At 64.0% G+C, this 15,864-nt stretch carries 17 protein-coding genes and 4 pseudogenes; 17 read left to right on the forward strand and 4 right to left on the reverse strand.

What is annotated here, in order from left to right:
• Positions 1–187, forward strand: a 187-nt coding sequence (locus KXJ60_RS00765) for a hypothetical protein (protein ID WP_291123459.1), incomplete at its 5' end; no start/stop codon positions are given.
• Here the strand turns inward: KXJ60_RS00765 and KXJ60_RS00770 are convergent.
• From KXJ60_RS00770 to merT, 3 genes are read right to left on the reverse strand one after another with little or no spacing between them, the layout of a single operon-like run.
• The gene (locus KXJ60_RS00770; RefSeq protein WP_291123394.1) at positions 161–385 is read right to left on the reverse strand and encodes a GDCCVxC domain-containing (seleno)protein; all 225 of its coding nucleotides are present in this window, start codon (positions 383–385) and stop codon (positions 161–163) included. The genes KXJ60_RS00765 and KXJ60_RS00770 overlap by 27 nt on opposite strands.
• Positions 382–678, reverse strand: coding sequence for a mercury resistance system periplasmic binding protein MerP (merP, locus tag KXJ60_RS00775; RefSeq protein ID WP_291123395.1), 297 nt, complete (start codon positions 676–678; stop codon positions 382–384). Before merP ends, KXJ60_RS00770 begins: the two co-directional genes overlap by 4 nt.
• Positions 678–1,067, reverse strand: a complete 390-nt coding sequence (gene merT / locus KXJ60_RS00780; RefSeq protein ID WP_291123397.1) for a mercuric ion transporter MerT — start codon at positions 1,065–1,067, stop codon at positions 678–680. The genes merP and merT overlap by 1 nt, the downstream gene beginning before the upstream one ends.
• Positions 1,068–1,109: 42 nt before the next feature.
• Between merT and KXJ60_RS00785 the strand changes: the two genes are divergently transcribed.
• On the forward strand, positions 1,110–1,550 hold the full coding sequence (locus KXJ60_RS00785) for a MerR family DNA-binding protein (RefSeq protein ID WP_291123399.1): 441 nt from the start codon (positions 1,110–1,112) through the stop codon (positions 1,548–1,550).
• A gap of 35 nt (positions 1,551–1,585) precedes the next feature.
• Here the strand turns inward: KXJ60_RS00785 and KXJ60_RS00790 are convergent, their stop codons facing one another.
• Entirely contained in the window at positions 1,586–1,996 is a 411-nt protein-coding gene (locus tag KXJ60_RS00790; RefSeq protein WP_291123401.1) for a DUF305 domain-containing protein, read from the reverse strand.
• A gap of 592 nt (positions 1,997–2,588) precedes the next feature.
• Between KXJ60_RS00790 and KXJ60_RS00795 the strand changes: the two genes are divergently transcribed.
• The 15 genes and pseudogenes from KXJ60_RS00795 to KXJ60_RS00865 all read left to right on the forward strand — a co-directional run bounded on the left by KXJ60_RS00795 (position 2,589) and on the right by KXJ60_RS00865 (position 15,851).
• Positions 2,589–3,290, forward strand: a complete 702-nt coding sequence (locus tag KXJ60_RS00795; protein ID WP_366017791.1) for a hypothetical protein — start codon at positions 2,589–2,591, stop codon at positions 3,288–3,290.
• A complete protein-coding gene (locus tag KXJ60_RS00800) occupies positions 3,277–4,215 on the forward strand; it encodes an NAD(P)/FAD-dependent oxidoreductase (RefSeq protein WP_291123452.1) in 939 nt (312 codons plus the stop codon). The genes KXJ60_RS00795 and KXJ60_RS00800 overlap by 14 nt, the downstream gene beginning before the upstream one ends.
• 5 nt (positions 4,216–4,220) lie before the next feature.
• Positions 4,221–4,532, forward strand: a pseudogene (locus tag KXJ60_RS00805) (HAD family hydrolase); the annotation flags it as partial.
• Positions 4,524–4,740, forward strand: a pseudogene (locus KXJ60_RS00810) (hypothetical protein); the annotation flags it as partial. The pseudogenes KXJ60_RS00805 and KXJ60_RS00810, both read left to right, overlap by 9 nt.
• A 253-nt stretch (positions 4,741–4,993) precedes the next feature.
• Positions 4,994–5,260: a zf-TFIIB domain-containing protein gene (locus tag KXJ60_RS00815; protein ID WP_291123403.1), complete on the forward strand. Its 267-nt coding sequence runs from the start codon at positions 4,994–4,996 to the stop codon at positions 5,258–5,260.
• A gap of 55 nt (positions 5,261–5,315) precedes the next feature.
• Positions 5,316–5,456: pseudogene (locus tag KXJ60_RS00820) on the forward strand (helix-turn-helix domain-containing protein); the annotation flags it as partial.
• A gap of 276 nt (positions 5,457–5,732) precedes the next feature.
• Positions 5,733–6,032, forward strand: a pseudogene (locus KXJ60_RS00825) (integrase core domain-containing protein); the annotation flags it as partial.
• 857 nt (positions 6,033–6,889) lie between these two features.
• Positions 6,890–7,360 (forward strand): hypothetical protein, encoded by a 471-nt coding sequence (locus KXJ60_RS00830; protein WP_291123405.1) that lies wholly within the window; start codon positions 6,890–6,892, stop codon positions 7,358–7,360.
• A 79-nt stretch (positions 7,361–7,439) separates the two neighbouring features.
• The gene (locus tag KXJ60_RS00835; protein WP_291123407.1) at positions 7,440–8,585 is read left to right on the forward strand and encodes an efflux RND transporter periplasmic adaptor subunit; all 1,146 of its coding nucleotides are present in this window, start codon (positions 7,440–7,442) and stop codon (positions 8,583–8,585) included.
• A 40-nt stretch (positions 8,586–8,625) separates the two neighbouring features.
• A complete protein-coding gene (locus KXJ60_RS00840; protein ID WP_291123409.1) occupies positions 8,626–11,748 on the forward strand; it encodes a CusA/CzcA family heavy metal efflux RND transporter in 3,123 nt (1,040 codons plus the stop codon).
• The gene (locus KXJ60_RS00845) at positions 11,741–12,043 is read left to right on the forward strand and encodes a DUF3240 family protein (RefSeq protein ID WP_291123410.1); all 303 of its coding nucleotides are present in this window, start codon (positions 11,741–11,743) and stop codon (positions 12,041–12,043) included. The genes KXJ60_RS00840 and KXJ60_RS00845 overlap by 8 nt, the downstream gene beginning before the upstream one ends.
• Before the next feature lie 23 nt (positions 12,044–12,066).
• Positions 12,067–13,284, forward strand: a complete 1,218-nt coding sequence (locus tag KXJ60_RS00850) for a TolC family protein (protein WP_291123412.1) — start codon at positions 12,067–12,069, stop codon at positions 13,282–13,284.
• Between the two features lie 15 nt (positions 13,285–13,299).
• A complete protein-coding gene (locus KXJ60_RS00855) occupies positions 13,300–14,601 on the forward strand; it encodes an MFS transporter (protein WP_291123414.1) in 1,302 nt (433 codons plus the stop codon).
• Positions 14,602–14,748: 147 nt separating this feature from the next.
• A complete protein-coding gene (locus tag KXJ60_RS00860; protein WP_291123416.1) occupies positions 14,749–15,087 on the forward strand; it encodes a PepSY domain-containing protein in 339 nt (112 codons plus the stop codon).
• A 197-nt stretch (positions 15,088–15,284) separates the two neighbouring features.
• Positions 15,285–15,851: a phosphatase PAP2 family protein gene (locus KXJ60_RS00865; RefSeq protein ID WP_291123417.1), complete on the forward strand. Its 567-nt coding sequence runs from the start codon at positions 15,285–15,287 to the stop codon at positions 15,849–15,851.
• The last annotated feature ends 13 nt before the right edge of the window (positions 15,852–15,864 follow it).

Raw genomic sequence — 15,864 nt, forward strand, 5'->3', positions numbered from 1 at the left:
CGTCGGTAGCGGCATCAGCGAACATCAAAATCTCCCAGAAACTGATGCCTATTGGAATTCAAACCGGGAGTTTTGGGTATCCGTGATCACCCCGAAACATAAGCATTCATGCGGGCGTCAGGGGTTTTGCAGGAGCGACTACATCTTGGTCAGCATAAACTCAGCAGGCCCCGCCGCCACTCATTGAACCTCCCTCTTGCATCGGTGGGCACGGCACCGTTCCGTAGGAGCAGAACACGCAGCAGTCACCCGCCTTCGGCCGAAGGACCGCGTGGCATGCTTCGCACTCATAAAACCATTGGCATGCATCGGTGGGCATGAGTTCAGCTCTGGCATGCCCACACTGAGGACAGGTCAACACCGACGTCAGCAGCACCTCGGTCAAGGCCTGACTCCCGTGACGGTTGACGGGAAGCCGGCGTCCTTGGTCGCCCGGATCAGAGCGTCCAATGAAACCTGGGTATCGTCGTAAACCACCGTGGTCTCCCGCCTGCCCAGGTTGGACTTCACGTCGACCACGCCACCCAGTTTCGTCAACGCCTTCTTGACCGTGATCGGGCAGGTGGCGCAGGACATGCCGGGGACGGAGAGCGTGGCGGTTTGCTGCGCTGCCCATGCAAGCGGACTCAGCACAAATCCGACAGCGATCAAGATGTGTTTCACAGCCAGGCCTTTCATCAATAGAACCAGTGGGCGATCAGCGGGAATGCCATCGCGGTGGCGAGCAGCAGCACCACGACACCGAACAGCAGTTTGTAGGTGCGGTTGACGCGGGGAATCGCACACACCTGACCTGGTTCGCAGGCAGGCGCTGGCCTCCAGATGCTTCTTGCAGCAAAGAACAGCGCCGCCAGCGATGCACCCATGAACAGCGGTTGATAGGGCTCCAAGGCCGTGAGATGGCTGATCCAGGCACCCGAGATGCCCACCATGATCAGCACCAGAGGACCCAGGCAGCAGGCCGATGCAAAGTGGGCAGCCAGACCACCGGCCAGCAGGGCTTTGCCGCCGTGCTCAGTAGCGGGACCGAAGGTGGGTGTGTTTGGGGTGGTGGTGTGCGGTGGCATGGGATAACCTTAACGCCGTACCCAAGTACGGAGTCAAGCGACATGAGCGATATCCACACACGCGGTGAGCCCAGCATGACGATCGGCGGATTGGCCAAGGCCGCCGAGGTCCATGTCGAGACCATCCGCCTTTACCAGCGCAAGGGATTGATGCCTGAGCCGCTGCGCCGCTGCGGCGGAATTCGGCGCTATGCAGAAGCGGACCGATCTCGACTGCATTTCATCAAGTCGGCGCAGCGCCTGGGATTCAGCTTGGACGAGATAGCCGAACTGCTGCAGCTCGACGATGGCGCCAGTTGTGTGCAAGCCCGAACCAAAGCACAGGCCAAGCTCGCGGATGTGCGGGCCAGGCTGGAGGACCTGCGCCGGATGGAAGGTGCGCTGGAGGAGCTGATCCGTCTGTGTGGCGCATCAAGGGGCAAGGTGCCATGCCCGCTCATTGCGGCCTTGGAGGGACTCCATCAGATCGTGTTGGTGAGCTGAGTGGTATGCCCGCCGGGCCCGCACAAAGCGCGAAATTACTTCTGCTTGGCAAGCCACTTGTCGAACTGAGCAATCTCTTTCTTTTGCGCCACGATGATCTGCTTTGCCATGGCCTTCATCTCGGGTGACTTGCCAGTCTTGAGCTGCATCTCGGCCATGTTCAAAGCCTGCTGATGATGAATTTTCATCATCATTGCGAAGTCCTTGTCGGTGTCGCCCGACATGGGCATCTTTTGCATTTCCTCCATGCCCATCATCATGGAACCTTTCATGTCGTGTGCCCCTTTGGCGCCTTTGTGCATATCGGCCATAGGCATCGTCGCTGGGCCAGTGGCTGGCGAGGACTGTGCCTGCGCCGACAGGGACATGAGAACAGTCAGCGAAATGGCACACAGAGCCTTGACAGGGACAGCGGTGAAGCGTTTTGTGGTGAGTTGTTGGTTCATGTGACTTCCTAAAAAGTGCCAGAAGGCGGATTGACCATCATCGGCACAGATGCTCGCATTGACTGTGCGCTGGCGTACCTCTGAGTCGCACGCAGTTGCTGAATCGAAGTCTTTAACCACGCCGCACCACCCAAGACGGACACAAGTTCGATACCGGTGGCGCTGGGACTGTTGGCCTTTGAGCGTGCTGGCGAGAACGCGGGCATGGAGCTGGGCACAGACCTGACCATCAAGATGACCGCGTGCGTGGGCGTGGCACCGCACCACACGCGGTACCGCTCCTGTCTGGGTAGGCCAGCGCACAGACGCGCAGCCTGGAACCTTCGTATTCTCGGGTTGGTGCTGCCAGCGCTTCGTGACTTCGAATGGTCACTTCACCCCGCGGGGACGTCCTTACAACCCATCCGCGCTCATGGCTCATCAAAAGGGAAGCCGGATGCAAATCGGTATGGTTGGATTGGGTCGAGGCAGTGCCAGCACAGTGCGGCGCTTGCTCAGCGACAGTCACTTGTGCGTGGTTCACGACGTGCAGCCGGCTCCTGGCGCTGGTCTTGTCAAGCACGGCGCCACTGGGGCCGCGTGGTTGAAGGAGATGGTCTCCAAGCTAGGCCAGCCGCGAACGAGCTGGTTGACGGTGCCGGCCGAGGTTGCCGATGGGGCGCATGGTGATCTGGGTGTGGTCGAAGGTTGGTGGCCGACTTTGTCTTCCTTGGCGCCGGGCATCGACGCTGCACTGCGGATTTCTGGCCGTAGGGCCGGCGCGAGCACGGCGGAATCAGGCTTCTTTTTGCGCTGCGGCCCACAAGGGTCCGGGCACTTCGTCAAGATGGCCCACAACGGCATCGACCACGGCGTGATGGCGGCTTACGCAGAAGGCTTGAACATCCTTCGCCGTGCCAACGTCGGCCGGCACGACCGACCAGAGCAAGCCCGGCCCGGTGCCGAGACCACGCCGCTGCGCGATCCCGGGTTGTGTCGGTTCGAAATGTACCTGCCGGAGATTGCCGAGCTGTGTTGGCGCGCCCGCGTCATTGAGTCATGGCTGCTCGACCTGACCGCCACTGCCCCGCCGAAGGATCGCGAGCTGGTCGGAATGGTGGCCGTGTGTCGAATTCATGAGAAGGCCGCTGGACCATCCAGACGGCCATCAATGCAGGGGTGCCGGTGCTCAGCGCCGCGCCGTTCGAGCGTTTCACGTCGCGCGGCGATGTCGACTCTGCAAAGCGGGTCCTGTCGGCCATGCAGCACGGGTTCGGCGGCCATGCGGAGAGGCCAGCGTGATGACATCCGATGAGCGAGCCAGCGCTGCAGGCCTTGACAGCAGCGACATCCTGGACTGCGTGGTGGTCGGCGGCGGACCCGCCGGGTTGACTGCAGCCCTTTACCTGCGGCGCTTTCATCGCCGGGTGCGCGTCATCGACGCTGGCGCTGGTCGTGCCCGGAAAATCTCGCGTTCGCACAATGTGGCGGGCTTCCCGGACGGCGTGGCCGGGGCGCAGTTGCTGGACCTGATGCAGCGACACCTGCGCCAGGCCGGCGGGGATGTGATCGCTGACACGGTCGCCCACATCGAACGCAGCGCCAACGGCTTGTTTGTGATTGATCTGACGGGAGGTCCTGCAAACGAACGGCTGTTGGCGCGCAACATCCTGCTGTGCACCGGCGTGAAGGACAGGCTGCCGCCGCTGCCCGGCGCCGATATGGTCCAGGCCGCCGACCTGCTGCGCTACTGCCCGGTGTGCGACGGCTACGAACACACGGGCCAGCGTATCGGCGTGATCGGAAACTCGAGTCACGGCGTCAGGGAAGCCGCCTTCCTCCTCGAAGCCTTCAGCAGCGACGTGTGGTTCGTCGAAGTCGAAGGATCCAACGAAGACTTGGAACCCGTCTTGCGGCGCGCTGGCGTGCGCCGGTTGGCGGGCCTTGCCCGGCATCTCGGCGTCGACCACGACCAGCACGCGCTGGTGACGACGGAGGATGGCGCCGTGCACCGTTTCGACGTGCTGTACGCCGGTCTCGGCGTGGATCCTCGAACGCAATTGGCGGCGTCCCTGGGCGCCGCACTCAGCGCGTCGGGAAGCATCGTCACCGATGCGCATGGACGCACCAACATCGACAACTTGTACGCCGCAGGCGATGTGGCGAACGCGCTCGACCAAATCGGTGTGGCCGTCGGCCATGCTGCCATCGCCGCCACCGCCATCCACAACAGCCTCTGATCCGAATGGCCTCGTTTGCATCCACCGTCGCACGGGCACAAACCGGGGGCGATGCTAACGAGGGCATCGTGTTCCTGCTCGACGTGGACAACACGTTGCTCGACAACGACCAGGTCATCGCCGACCTGCGCAGCCACCTGGAGATTGAGTTCGGTGCCACCAGTGCGGCACGCTACTGGGCAATTTTTGAGGGCTTGCGCAGGGATCTCGGCTATGCGGACTACCTGGGTGCGCTGCAGCGCTACCGTCTCGATGGCGAGATCGGGCAAGGCAGTGACCAGCGTTTGCTGCAGATGTCGGCTTACCTCATCGACTATGTGAGCCCGCAGCAGCGCCACACCGGGCAGGATCAGGCCATCCTGGCCGCACGCGCTGTATCTCCAGGCCCAGGAGCGCCACCCGGCGCGCTGGTCGGGCGCTACCAGAGACTGGTCGCTCATCGACGTGGTGACCCTCAATCCCGAACGCGACGAGGTGGTCAAGATGGCTGCCTGCGTTCAACATACTCAGCTCAAGGCTGCGTGACTCAGGCGACAACTACATTGACGCGCGCCGGGGCATCGAGCATCGACGAAGTGCGCATGAGCAAGCGGCTGCCTGATCAGCTCGACAAACGAACTTGTAGAGGAGGTTCGGAGGCAAAGCGTGCGAAGATCGATGCATGGAAATGGAGTGCTTTTTCCAGCACCCGTGTGCTTGGCAATGGTGGTTTGCGGCTTGTGTGTCGAGCAAATCGGCGATACACGGTCATCCCAGTGTTCTCATCAAGGAATAACAAATGAAATGTCCTCATTGCGCCGAAGCCACGCTGGTTATGTCCGAGCGCCAAGGTATCGAAATCGACTATTGTCCACAGTGCCGGGGGGTGTGGCTTGACCGCGGTGAGCTAGACAAGCTGATAGAGCGGGCGGTGTCCCCTGCTCAAGCTCAGCAGCCTCAGAGCACCTTGCAGCAGCGTCGACCAGACTTCGTCGATTCTGATCATGGCCGTTCGGGTGGACACTACAAGAAGCGAAAGTCTTGGTTGGGTGAGATATTTGATTGAAATCGGGCGGATTCAAGTCTGAAGTGCAACACCTGCCACCGAGTAAGGTCCGCAGATGCAAAGCACCCCAGCCAGGCGTTACCAACACCTCCAGCCTGAAGACCGCGTGACGCTGGCCAGCTTGATCCAGCATAAGTACAGCGTTCGCGCCATGGCCCAAGTCTTGGGGCGATCCCCGAGCACGGTCAGCCGCGAGCTGCGGCGCAATGCTCAGCCGGCAGGCTACGCCAGCACCCCAGCGCGTGCCTGCGCCCAACGGCGGCGTCTGCAGGGCCGCCCACTAGGCAAGCTCCATCGTGATGGCCTCCTGTTCGGGGTGATGCGTCACTTCCTGGAGCAGCGCTGGTCACCCGAACAGATTGCCCTGACACTGGCCTGCATCTTTCCCAGAAGCCATGAGCACCGCGTGTCACACGAGACCATCTACAACTGCATCTACAACTGCATCTACGCTCAGCCCGTGGGGGAGCTCAACGGCGCGGCGTTTCGCTCGCGCGAGTTCGCACGGGCCTGCCAGGCGCTGGGCATCGTGCACAAGTTCACCAGGGCCTACCGACCACAAACCAACGGCAAGGCCGAGCGCTTCATTCAGTCGGCTCTGCGCGAGTGGGCCTACGGTTGGATTTACCAGAACTCGGAGCACCGCACACAGGCCCTGGCCGGCTGGCAACACCACTACAACTGGCGCCGCCCCCAAAGTGGCATCGGCGGATTGCCTCCCATGTCCAGACTCAGCTCGTCAAGAAACAACCTCTTGACTCTTCACATTTAGCCGCACAGATCAGCAGCACGTTCTGATTGATCGCTGCGTGCTCCAGGCTTCTTCATGCCGCCGAGGCCGGCATGGCGTCCTCGCCATGTCGGATAACTGGGCGCCAAACCACCGCTGCAACGCCGACACGAGCGCTGCGTTTCCCGGGGAGTAGCTCAGCTCGGCGTTGGAATGGATATCCTTGTAGGTGAGGCAATGTGACCCGGGCTGGACGCCTTCAACTCGGCCAGACCGGGCATGTCCTGGCCATGAATGCGGGTGGGCCCCGAAAAATCGCCCTAAAGAAACTGGTCGCGAATCTCCCGCAGATGCAGGCGCGTGAGCCTCACCTTGCTCGGTGTCGCTGGCGTTTTCACCACCATCTGCTGAATCCCGCTGGGGTCGTCTTCGTGAAGATGTGGGTGGCTGCGGCCAGAGTGAAGGGAATGACCCTTCACGGGTCGCTGATCAGCGGTTCGGTATTGCTCCGCGGCGCCGTCGGACACATGGCTAGGCCTAAGGGTCGCCCGTCGCAAATCTCCAAGCCTGTATCCTCCCCACTAGGATAAGATGCAGCCGTGGAATCAATTGGGATTCACGTTTCGCATGACGCTGTTGCAAGGCACGTAGGTGGGTCCACGGCCATTTTATGAACGTGATTGATATGTTGTTGGAAGATGGTGTCTGTCTTGACGTGGCGCAGCGGTGGCATGCTGTTGCTGCGGAGAGTAAGCAACTGATTTATGACCACATCGATCACTGTCTCGACTACGCCCTGGGTGCATCCGTCACCTCGTCGCGTTAGGCGCTGGGCGATTTCACGCTAGTCACCAAGCTCCTTTGATTCGACCCCACTCACGACCTAACCCGCGTCCGCCATGACACCGACAGCCCAGCCGCCCGAGCACCAGCGTCCCTGCGACGCCGCAGCGCTGCTGCGTCTGGTGTTCAGCTGGCTGCTGGTGGCCGTGCTGGCCGTCGATCTGATCACCTCGCCACTGCATGCTCACCGCCACGACGGAGATTGGGCGGTCGGTGCACGCCTCGCGGCCTCCGCAGAACATCCGAGCGAACTGTTCGGTGCAGACAGCGTTGGCGTCTCCACGCATGTTGATCGGGACGATGGACCTAGCATCTCGCATTCGATCACAGCCTTGCGAGGTTCGATCGAAGTGATGATCGGTGCAGAGCCCTTGGATGAGCATGCTACTGGACATTGGTTCGTTTCAGCGCCGCGGTCGTCCAGTCGTGCCGCAGCATGGGTCTGGCCACCAGACGGGCACCGAGCAGGAGCCGGTGCCTTCAAGAGCCTGCCGCCCCACGGCAGGGCGCCGCCCGTCCACGCCTGAAGCCCCGCCGCAGTGCCGCCCGCGCTGCGCTAGCACTCGCCCCGGCATCGGGGCGAGGCCTTCTGTTCGTGGAGTTCCTATGCCTATCCATCTTCGCTCTTGCGGCGCCTTGCGCGCTGCTGCTTACCTGTCCCTTGCTCTAAACAACGCCGTGCTGGTGCCTGCCTTGGCCGCCGAACCCAATGCCGAGTTCGTCGTTTCCGCCGAACAGATGAAAACGCTGGGCGTCACGCTGCTCAAACTCGAACAACCAGCCGCCATCGCCGGCATCGCGTATGCCGCCAAGGTGACGCTTCCCCCTGGGCAGGAACAGATGGTCAGTGCGCCAGTTGCAGGGGTAGTGGATCAGTTGCTCGTCGGCGAGCAGCAGGCCGTCAAGGCCGGCCAGCCGCTGCTGCGGCTGAACAGCCCGCAGTTTGGGGAAATGCAACTCAAGCTGCTCGAGGCCGCCAGCCGAGCCCGGTTGTCGCAGCAGACGTTGCAGCGCGAGAAAGCGCTGCTGACCGAAGGCATCATTCCCGAGCGGCGAGTACAGGAGGCCGAGTCTGCGGCGCAGGACGATGCCGCTCGCCAGCGCCAGGCCGAGGCGGCGCTTCGGCTGGCGGGTATCGACGCAGGTTCGATCCGACGCATCGCCGCCGGCGGCACGGTACAGGACGGCGTGGTGGTTCGGGCCCGTGCCGCCGGGGTGGTGCTGGGCGTCGACATCAAGCCAGGCCAGCGCGTGCAGGAGGCCGATGCACTGCTGCGCCTGGCCAGCCTGCAGACCTTGTGGCTGGACATCGCCATGCCGGCAGACCGCCAGCCGGCCACGCTGCTCGAGAAAAACAAGGCGGAGATCGAGATCGTGGGCCGAGATGCGGTGGCCATACCCTTGTCCGTAGGCGCCATGGTCAGCGACAGCCAGACCGTCACGCTGCGTGCGCAGGTCACGCGTGGCGCCGGCCGGCTGCGCCCCGGTGAGGTGGTGCAGGCTCGGGTGCCGTTTGCGGCCAACGCCGCTGGCTGGGCGCTGCCGCTGCAGGCGGTTACGCGGCAGGACGACCAAGCTTTCGTATTCGTGCGCACCGACAAGGGCTTCATCGCCCGGCAAGTGAGCGTGGCATCGAGTGCCGGCGCCTCGGTGCAGGTCACCGGCGATCTCAAGCCCGGGCAGGAGGTGGCGACCGCCTCGGTCATCGCGCTGAAGGCGGCGTGGCAGGGCAAGAGCGGAGGTGACAAGTGAACACCATACTCATACCGCTTTCCACGACGGGAGTTCGACCATGCTGAACCGCCTCGTGCAATTCGCGCTCACGCAGCGCCTATTCGTGCTGCTGGCCGCCGTGCTGCTGGCCGGCTTCGGCTGGTATGCCTTCCGCACGCTGCCCATCGATGCCTTCCCCGACGTGTCGAGCACGCAGGTGAAGATCATCATGAAAGCGCCGGGCATGACCCCGGAGGAGATCGAGAGCCGCATCGCGGTGCCGATCGAGGTCGAGATGCTGGGGATCCCGAAGCAGCGCATCCTGCGCTCGGTGACTAAGTACGGCCTGGTCGATGTCACGGTCGATTTCCAGGACGGCACCGACCTGTACTGGGCGCGCCAGCAGGTGGCCGAGCGGCTGAACAACATCGTCGGCGACCTGCCCTCTGGCATCACCGGCGGCATCGCGCCGATCACCACGCCGCTGGGCGAGATGTTCATGTTCACGATCGAGGCGCCGCAGCTAACGTTGGAGGAGCGGCGCAGCCTGCTCGACTGGGTCGTCCGCCCCGCGCTTCGTGCGGTGCCCGGCGTGGCCGACGTGAACGCCCTGGGCGGGAAGGTGCACAGCTTCGAGGTGCTGCCCGACCCGGCCAAGCTGCAAGCGCTGGGCCTGTCGATGGCTCAGATCAAGACCGCCGTCGAAGCGAACAACCGCAACGACGGTGCTGGCCGCCTCGGTGAGGGCGGCGAGGTGCTCTTGGTACGCACCGAAGGCAGCATCAAGACGCAGGATGACCTGCGCGCAGTGGTAGTGGCGCGCAAGGACGGCAATGCCGTGCGCCTGGGCGACGTGGCGCTGGTGCGCGACGGCAGCACCACGCGCTACGGCGTCGTCACCAAGGACGGCAAGGCCGAGGCCGTGCAAGGCCTGGTGCTGGGCCTGGCCGGCGCCAACGCGCAGCAGGTGGTGAATGGCGTGAAGGCCAAGATCGCCGAACTGCAGCCCACGCTGCCGCCGGGCGTGACGCTGCAGGTCTTCTACGACCGTGCTTCGCTCGTCGAGAAGGCCGTGGGCACGGTTTCCAAGGCTCTGCTCGAGGCCACACTGATCGTGCTGGTGCTGCTGGGCGCCTTTCTGGGCAATTTGCGCGCCGCCGTGGCCGTGGCGGTGGTGCTGCCGCTGGCTGCGCTGGGCACCTTCATTCTGATGCGGGGCTACGGCATGTCGGCCAACCTGATGAGCCTGGGTGGTCTGGCCATCGCTTTGGGCATGCTGGTGGACGCGGCCATCGTCGTGGTGGAAAACATCGTGCAGCACCTGGGCCGGCAGACCGCCGGCGGCAAGCTACCGAGGTTGCACATCGTGCTGCGCGCGGTGCGTGAGGTGGCCGTCCCAGTGGCTGCAGGCGTGCTGATCATTGTTACTGTGTTCCTGCCGCTGCTGACGTTGCAGGGCTTGGAGGGCAAGTACTTCATTCCCGTCGCACTGACCATCGTGTTTGCGTTGGCGAGTTCGCTGCTGTTGTCACTGACTGTGATCCCGGTGCTAGCCTCGTTCCTGCTTAAGCGCGTCTCGCACGACGAACCCTGGCTACCGCGCCAACTGCTGCGCCTGTACGAGCCGACGCTGGCCTGGGCGCTGAAGCGGCAGACGGTGGTTTTCGTAGTGGCGGGGGCCCTGCTGGTGCTCGCAGCTGGCGTCTACACCCAGGTTGGCAAGACCTTTCTGCCCGAGATGGATGAGGGCGACATCATCGTCGGCATCGAGAAGCTGCCCTCCGTGAGCCTGGAGGAAACAGCGGCACTGGACCTGATGGTCCATCAGACGCTGATGAAGAACATCCCTGAGATCACCGGCGTGGTCGCACGCGCCGGCTCCGACGAAATCGGCCTCGACCCGATGGGCCTGAACCAGACCGATACCTTCCTGGTGCTGAAGCCGCGTGCGGAATGGAGCATGGCGAGCAAGGATGCGCTGATCGATCGCATCCGCGAGGTACTGGATCAAATGCCCGGCATCAGCTACAGCTTCACCCAGCCGATCGACATGCGCGTCTCGGAAATGATCATCGGCGTGCGCGGCGACCTGGCCATCAAAATCTTCGGCCCCGACCTCACCAAGCTCAACGAGTTGGCGGCGCAGATTGAGGGGCTGATGAAGACGGTGGCGGGGAGTCAGGACGTCTACACAGTCGAAAACGATGGCGTGCAGTACCTGCGCGTGGTGGTGGACCGCCTAGCAGCCGGGCGCTACGGCCTCTCGGTGGAAGACGTGCAGGATGCGCTGCGCGTGCAGATCGAGGGCCAGCGCGCTGGCACCGTGATCGACGGTAACCAGCGCATCCCCATCGTCATCCGCGGGCCGGACATGGTCCGGCTCTCACCGGCCGATTTCGCCGCGCTGCGCATCGCCACGCCAGACGGGCAGAACGTGCCGCTGGAGACCGTGGCCAAGCTCACCCGAGAAAGCGGCCCGGTGAAGATCGACCGCGAGATGGGTAGCCGCTACAGCGTGGTCATCGCCAACGTCACCGGGCGCGACCTGGTGGGCTTTGTCGACGAGGCCAAGGCCAAGGTGGACGCCGAAGTGAAGCTGCCCACCGGCTACCGCATCAGCTGGGGCGGCCAGTTCGAGAACCAGCAGCGTGCCGCGGCGCGCCTGGCGCTCGTGGTGCCGCTGGCGATTGGGTTCATCTTCCTGATCCTGTTCTCCACCTTCGGCTCGGTCCGGCAGGCTTTGCTGGTGCTGAGCAACATCCCGTTCGCCATGGTCGGCGGCATCGTGGCGCTGTGGGTCACGGGAGAATACCTGTCGGTGCCGGCCTCGGTGGGCTTCATCGCGCTGCTGGGCATCGCGGTGCTCAACGGCGTGGTGCTGGTGAGCTACTTCAACCAGTTGCACGCCGAAGGGGATGACCTGCTCACCAGTGTGACGCAGGGCGCGCGAAGGCGCTTGAGACCGGTGCTGATGACGGCTTCGATCACGGCCTTCGGCCTGATCCCGCTGCTGTTTGCCACCGGGCCGGGTTCGGAGATCCAACGCCCGCTGGCCATCGTCGTGATCGGCGGGCTGATCACTGCCACCGCGCTGACGCTGATTCTGCTGCCCATCCTCTACCTGCGCTTTGCGCATCCGCGTCCGGCTTCGCGCGCGGCCGAGCGCGAAGCTGCCCTGCCCACGGAGGTCGCCCATGGCTGACTTTTGCCTGACCCTGATCTGCCCACCAACGGTGGAGGAGAAGCTGCTCGACGTTTTGCTGGCGCAGGCCGACGGCGAGGTCTTCACCAGCACGCCGACCCACAGCCACGGCAGTGGCCAGCAGCGGCTCAGCGCCACCGAGCAGGTGATGGGCCGCAGCCGAGCGATGCAGATCAACGTGCTGCTGACCACCGAGGAACTCGGGCAGCTGCGCGACCTGCTGCAACGCGACTTTGCCGGTACCGGTGTTCGTTACTGGGCCACGCCGCTGGCCTTCGAAGGGGAGTTTTCATGAAACGATTTGGACTGGCAGGGATCGTGGCCCTGCTGATTGGCACAGTGGCTGCCGCACAAGGCGTGGCGACGCCGAGAGATTTGCCCTCGACCGAACTGGCTGTGGCCTGGATCGACAACGATCCGGCCGTGATCGAGGCGCAACGCGCCTTGGCCGCAGCCGGCCACGGTGCAGCGGTGCTGGCCGCCGGGCCGCACGAATGGACGGCCAACGCCAGCACGCAGCGGCGCAACGTGGGCGGCGTCGGCAACACCACCGAATGGTCGATCGGCGTCGAGCGCGGCATCCGCATCGGTGGCAAGGCCGGGCTCGACCGCCGACTGGGAGAGGCCGACATTGAGATCGGCCGCGCCCGCGTGGGTGAAGCGAGGCGCGAGGTGGCGCGCGCCTTGTCGGATTTGTGGCTTGATGTGCAGGCAGCCCATGGCGCACAAGTGCTGTTGAAGGAGCAACTGTCGTTTGCAGAGGCCAACCTGGCCGCCGTCGACAAGCGCAAACGTGCCGGCGATGCCTCGGAGCTGGACCTCAGCATCGCGCAGTCCGACTTGGCCGAGGTGAGACTCCAGGCCAGCCAGGCCGACTCCGCACTGGCCAAGGCGCGTGCCAAGTTGACGCTGCGCTTCCCGAAGGCCTCGCCGGCGCTGGGGGCGTTCTCCGACCCGACCGAACCGCCATGGCCTGAGGTCCGCTGGCGCGAGCGCATCCTGGCTGGGGCCGGACCGCTCAAAGTGGCTGACGCGCAGCTGCGCAGGGCCGAGCTTGCAGCCTCGCGAACCCAGGCCGACAAGGTGGCGGACCCGACCGTGGGCGTGTTCACGTCGAATGAAGCCTTCCGCAACGAGCGCGTGGTCGGCATCAGCGTCAACATTCCTTTCGGTGGAGCGGTGCGTGAGCGGCGACTCCAACAGGCGCTGCAGGAGGTGGAGGTTGCACGTGCGGCGCTCGACCGCACCCGCCAGGGCACTGAGATCCAGATAGCAGAGACCTTTGCGGACGCCGTTGGCAGCGTCGAGCGCTGGCGCATCGCCGAGCGGGGCGCGGAGGCCGCGCGCGAGAGTGCCCGCCTTACCCAGCGCGCCTACACCCTCGGCGAGGTGGACTTGCAATCGCTGCTGCTCGTCCGCCGCCAGTCCCTGAATTCGCTGCGCGCAGCGGGTGAGGCGCGCGCTGAAGCCCTGCGCTGGAACCACCGCCTGTTGATCGACGCCCACTTGATTTGGGAGCTCTCATTGGACCAATGACCGGAGATATCTGCCATGTTCGACGTGCTTTCCAACACCGTCTATCGCCGACTGTTCTTCGCCCAGGTCATCGCCTTGCTCGGCACCGGCCTGGCGACGGTCGCCTTGAGCCTGCTTGCCTTCGACCTGGCCGGGTCCGACGCGGGTGCGGTGCTTGGCACCGCACTGGCGATCAAGATGCTGGCCTACATCGGGGTGGCGCCCGTCGCGCAGGCGTTCGCCGAACGGCTGCCGCGGCGTGCGATGCTGGTCGGACTGGACCTGATGCGTGCAGCGGTGGCGCTGCTGCTGCCCTTTGCCAGCGAGGTGTGGCACATCTACGTGCTGATCTTCGTCTTGCAATCTGGCTCGGCGGCGTTCACGCCGGCTTTCCAGGCCACCATTCCAGACGTGCTGCCCGACGAGCGCGACTACACCAAAGCGCTGTCGCTGTCTCGCCTGGCCTACGACCTCGAGAACCTGGCGAGCCCGGCCATCGCAGCACTGCTGCTGGGCGTCATCAGCTACCAAGGCCTGTACGTTGGCACGGTGGTGGGCTTCCTTGCATCTGCGGCACTGGTGCTGTCGGTGATGCTGCCGCGCGTGGAGCCGGGGCCGCCGCGCAGCATCTACGAACGCACGACGCGCGGTCTTCGCATCTACCTTGCAACACCCCGGTTGCGCGGGCTGTTGGCGCTGAATCTGGCCATCGCTGCCGGCAGCGCGATGGTCATCGTCAACACCGTCGTGCTGGTTCAGGGCCGTTTTGGTCTGACACCCAACGCGACCGCGTTGGCGCTGGCGGCCTTTGGCGGCGGCTCGATGCTGGTGGCGCTGTGCCTGCCGGCGCTGCTCGACCGAAGACCTGAGCGGCAAGTGATGTTCAGCGGTGCTGCGCTGATCGCTTGTGGGCTGCTTGCCGGATGGTTCGCGGCGTCGCGCTATGCCACGCTGCTGCCGCTGTGGTTCGCGCTCGGCGTGGGCTATGCGCTGGCGCAGACACCATCGGGGCGGCTGCTGCGCCGTTCGGCACACGAGGGCGATCGGCCAGCGCTGTTCGCGGCACAGTTCGCCCTTTCGCACGCGTGCTGGTTGCTGACCTATCCGCTGGCAGGGTGGCTCGGCGCGCGCGGTGGCATCGAGGCGAGCCTGCTCGCGCTCGGTGTGCTGGCTGGCGTGGCCACACTGCTGGCTCTAAAGCTCTGGTCTGCCGACGACCCCATCGCAATCGAACATCGTCACGACAATCTGCCGCCAGGTCATGCTCATGCGGTCATCGCCGACGGAACACATGGCCACGCCTACGTCATCGACGATGAGCACCCGCACTGGCCATGACCATCGGCCGAACTGTACGGAAATCTAAACTTCCAGGGATTCAGGGAGGTCCAGTGTGAAGCCTAAGCGGGGCCTAAGTCATGGGCGAGATAGTTCATCTGTCGGTTGGCAGTACCGCCCTGACACAACTCCCAAAAGGAACTCACCATGAACCGCAACACCAAAATCTCCGCGCTCTTGCTCGCTGCTGGCCTGGCCACGGCTGGCACGCTGGCCTTTGCAAAGGCCAATGAAAACGACGCAGTCACCGACCTGGCCAAAGCCAAGATCTCGCTGAGCCAGGCCATCACGGCGGCTGAAGCACATGCCACCGGTAAAGCCGCAAAGGCCGAGCTGGAGAGCGAGCGAGGCGCCTTGCACTACGAGGTGGAGGTCGTCACGGCCGACGCCAAGGTCTTCGACGTCAAGGTCGACGCGGCCGACGGCAAGGTCCTGTCCAGCCAGCTCGACGAGGCCGACCAGGGCAACGACAAAGACGACTCTTGATCGAACACAGGAGGGGCGCATGGCGCCCCTCCTGGCGTTGCGTTTTCGCTTCGCGCACGCGCTCGATGGTCGTCTGAACGCAGCGCTTCCCGTGTCTCCCAAACTGAACCAGGCACCCGGCTACCCGCCGTCGCTGTGGCTACCTGCCACACGCCCATCACGTCGGCCCCCAGCCTCACTGCCCACGAAAGCGCCCCATGAACGCGGTCAACATTCAGCTGTTCGATTTATTGAATCTCAGCGCCAATGCATCACCGTGGCTTGTCAAATTGGCGATACTGACATCCACCGTCCTGCCCGGTTTTCTACTGTCATCTGTGATTTCGGCCATTGCAATTGGGCGCCCCCGCTGGCGCATCACAGCCATTCAGGCCACACTCGCGATGGCGCTGAGCTTGCCGATCGCACGCCTTCTGGCATCGGTCATTGACGCTTCGAGGCCATTTGTTTTGGGTCTTGGGCACCAGTGGATGGCGCACGCGTCCACACCTGGATTTCCAAGCACCCATGCCACGGTTGCTGCCGCCTTCGCTGCGGCTGTTTGGTGGGGCAACCCCAAGTCATCGCAGCGTTGGCTTGGGCCCTTCGCTGCTCTTGCGATCGGGTGGAGCCGGGTCGCAACGGGGGTTCATTTCCCGGTCGATATCTTGGCCGGTTTTGCGTTGGGAGGCACCGTGGGCTGGAGTATCGTGCAGGGGTGCAGCTACATGGTGAGGCGCGTCGACAATCGGCGCTCGGCTGCGTTTCAGCAATCAAACCTATAGCCCACGTCCAAAT

Source organism: Hydrogenophaga sp. (genome assembly GCF_019264445.1).
Lineage (GTDB): Bacteria > Pseudomonadota > Gammaproteobacteria > Burkholderiales > Burkholderiaceae_C > Hydrogenophaga.

Bases quoted from the DNA above. Each gene is read 5' to 3' on its own strand.
- merP (WP_291123395.1), bottom strand. From the start codon at position 678: ATGAAAGGCCTGGCTGTGAAACACATCTTGATCGCTGTCGGATTTGTG.
- merT (WP_291123397.1), bottom strand. From the start codon at position 1,067: ATGCCACCGCACACCACCACCCCAAACACACCCACCTTCGGTCCCGCT.
- KXJ60_RS00785 (WP_291123399.1), top strand. From the start codon at position 1,110: ATGAGCGATATCCACACACGCGGTGAGCCCAGCATGACGATCGGCGGA.
- KXJ60_RS00790 (WP_291123401.1), bottom strand. From the start codon at position 1,996: ATGAACCAACAACTCACCACAAAACGCTTCACCGCTGTCCCTGTCAAG.
- KXJ60_RS00795 (WP_366017791.1), top strand. From the start codon at position 2,589: ATGGTCTCCAAGCTAGGCCAGCCGCGAACGAGCTGGTTGACGGTGCCG.
- KXJ60_RS00800 (WP_291123452.1), top strand. From the start codon at position 3,277: ATGACATCCGATGAGCGAGCCAGCGCTGCAGGCCTTGACAGCAGCGAC.
- KXJ60_RS00815 (WP_291123403.1), top strand. From the start codon at position 4,994: ATGAAATGTCCTCATTGCGCCGAAGCCACGCTGGTTATGTCCGAGCGC.
- KXJ60_RS00830 (WP_291123405.1), top strand. From the start codon at position 6,890: ATGACACCGACAGCCCAGCCGCCCGAGCACCAGCGTCCCTGCGACGCC.
- KXJ60_RS00835 (WP_291123407.1), top strand. From the start codon at position 7,440: ATGCCTATCCATCTTCGCTCTTGCGGCGCCTTGCGCGCTGCTGCTTAC.
- KXJ60_RS00840 (WP_291123409.1), top strand. From the start codon at position 8,626: ATGCTGAACCGCCTCGTGCAATTCGCGCTCACGCAGCGCCTATTCGTG.
- KXJ60_RS00845 (WP_291123410.1), top strand. From the start codon at position 11,741: ATGGCTGACTTTTGCCTGACCCTGATCTGCCCACCAACGGTGGAGGAG.
- KXJ60_RS00855 (WP_291123414.1), top strand. From the start codon at position 13,300: ATGTTCGACGTGCTTTCCAACACCGTCTATCGCCGACTGTTCTTCGCC.
- KXJ60_RS00860 (WP_291123416.1), top strand. From the start codon at position 14,749: ATGAACCGCAACACCAAAATCTCCGCGCTCTTGCTCGCTGCTGGCCTG.
- KXJ60_RS00865 (WP_291123417.1), top strand. From the start codon at position 15,285: ATGAACGCGGTCAACATTCAGCTGTTCGATTTATTGAATCTCAGCGCC.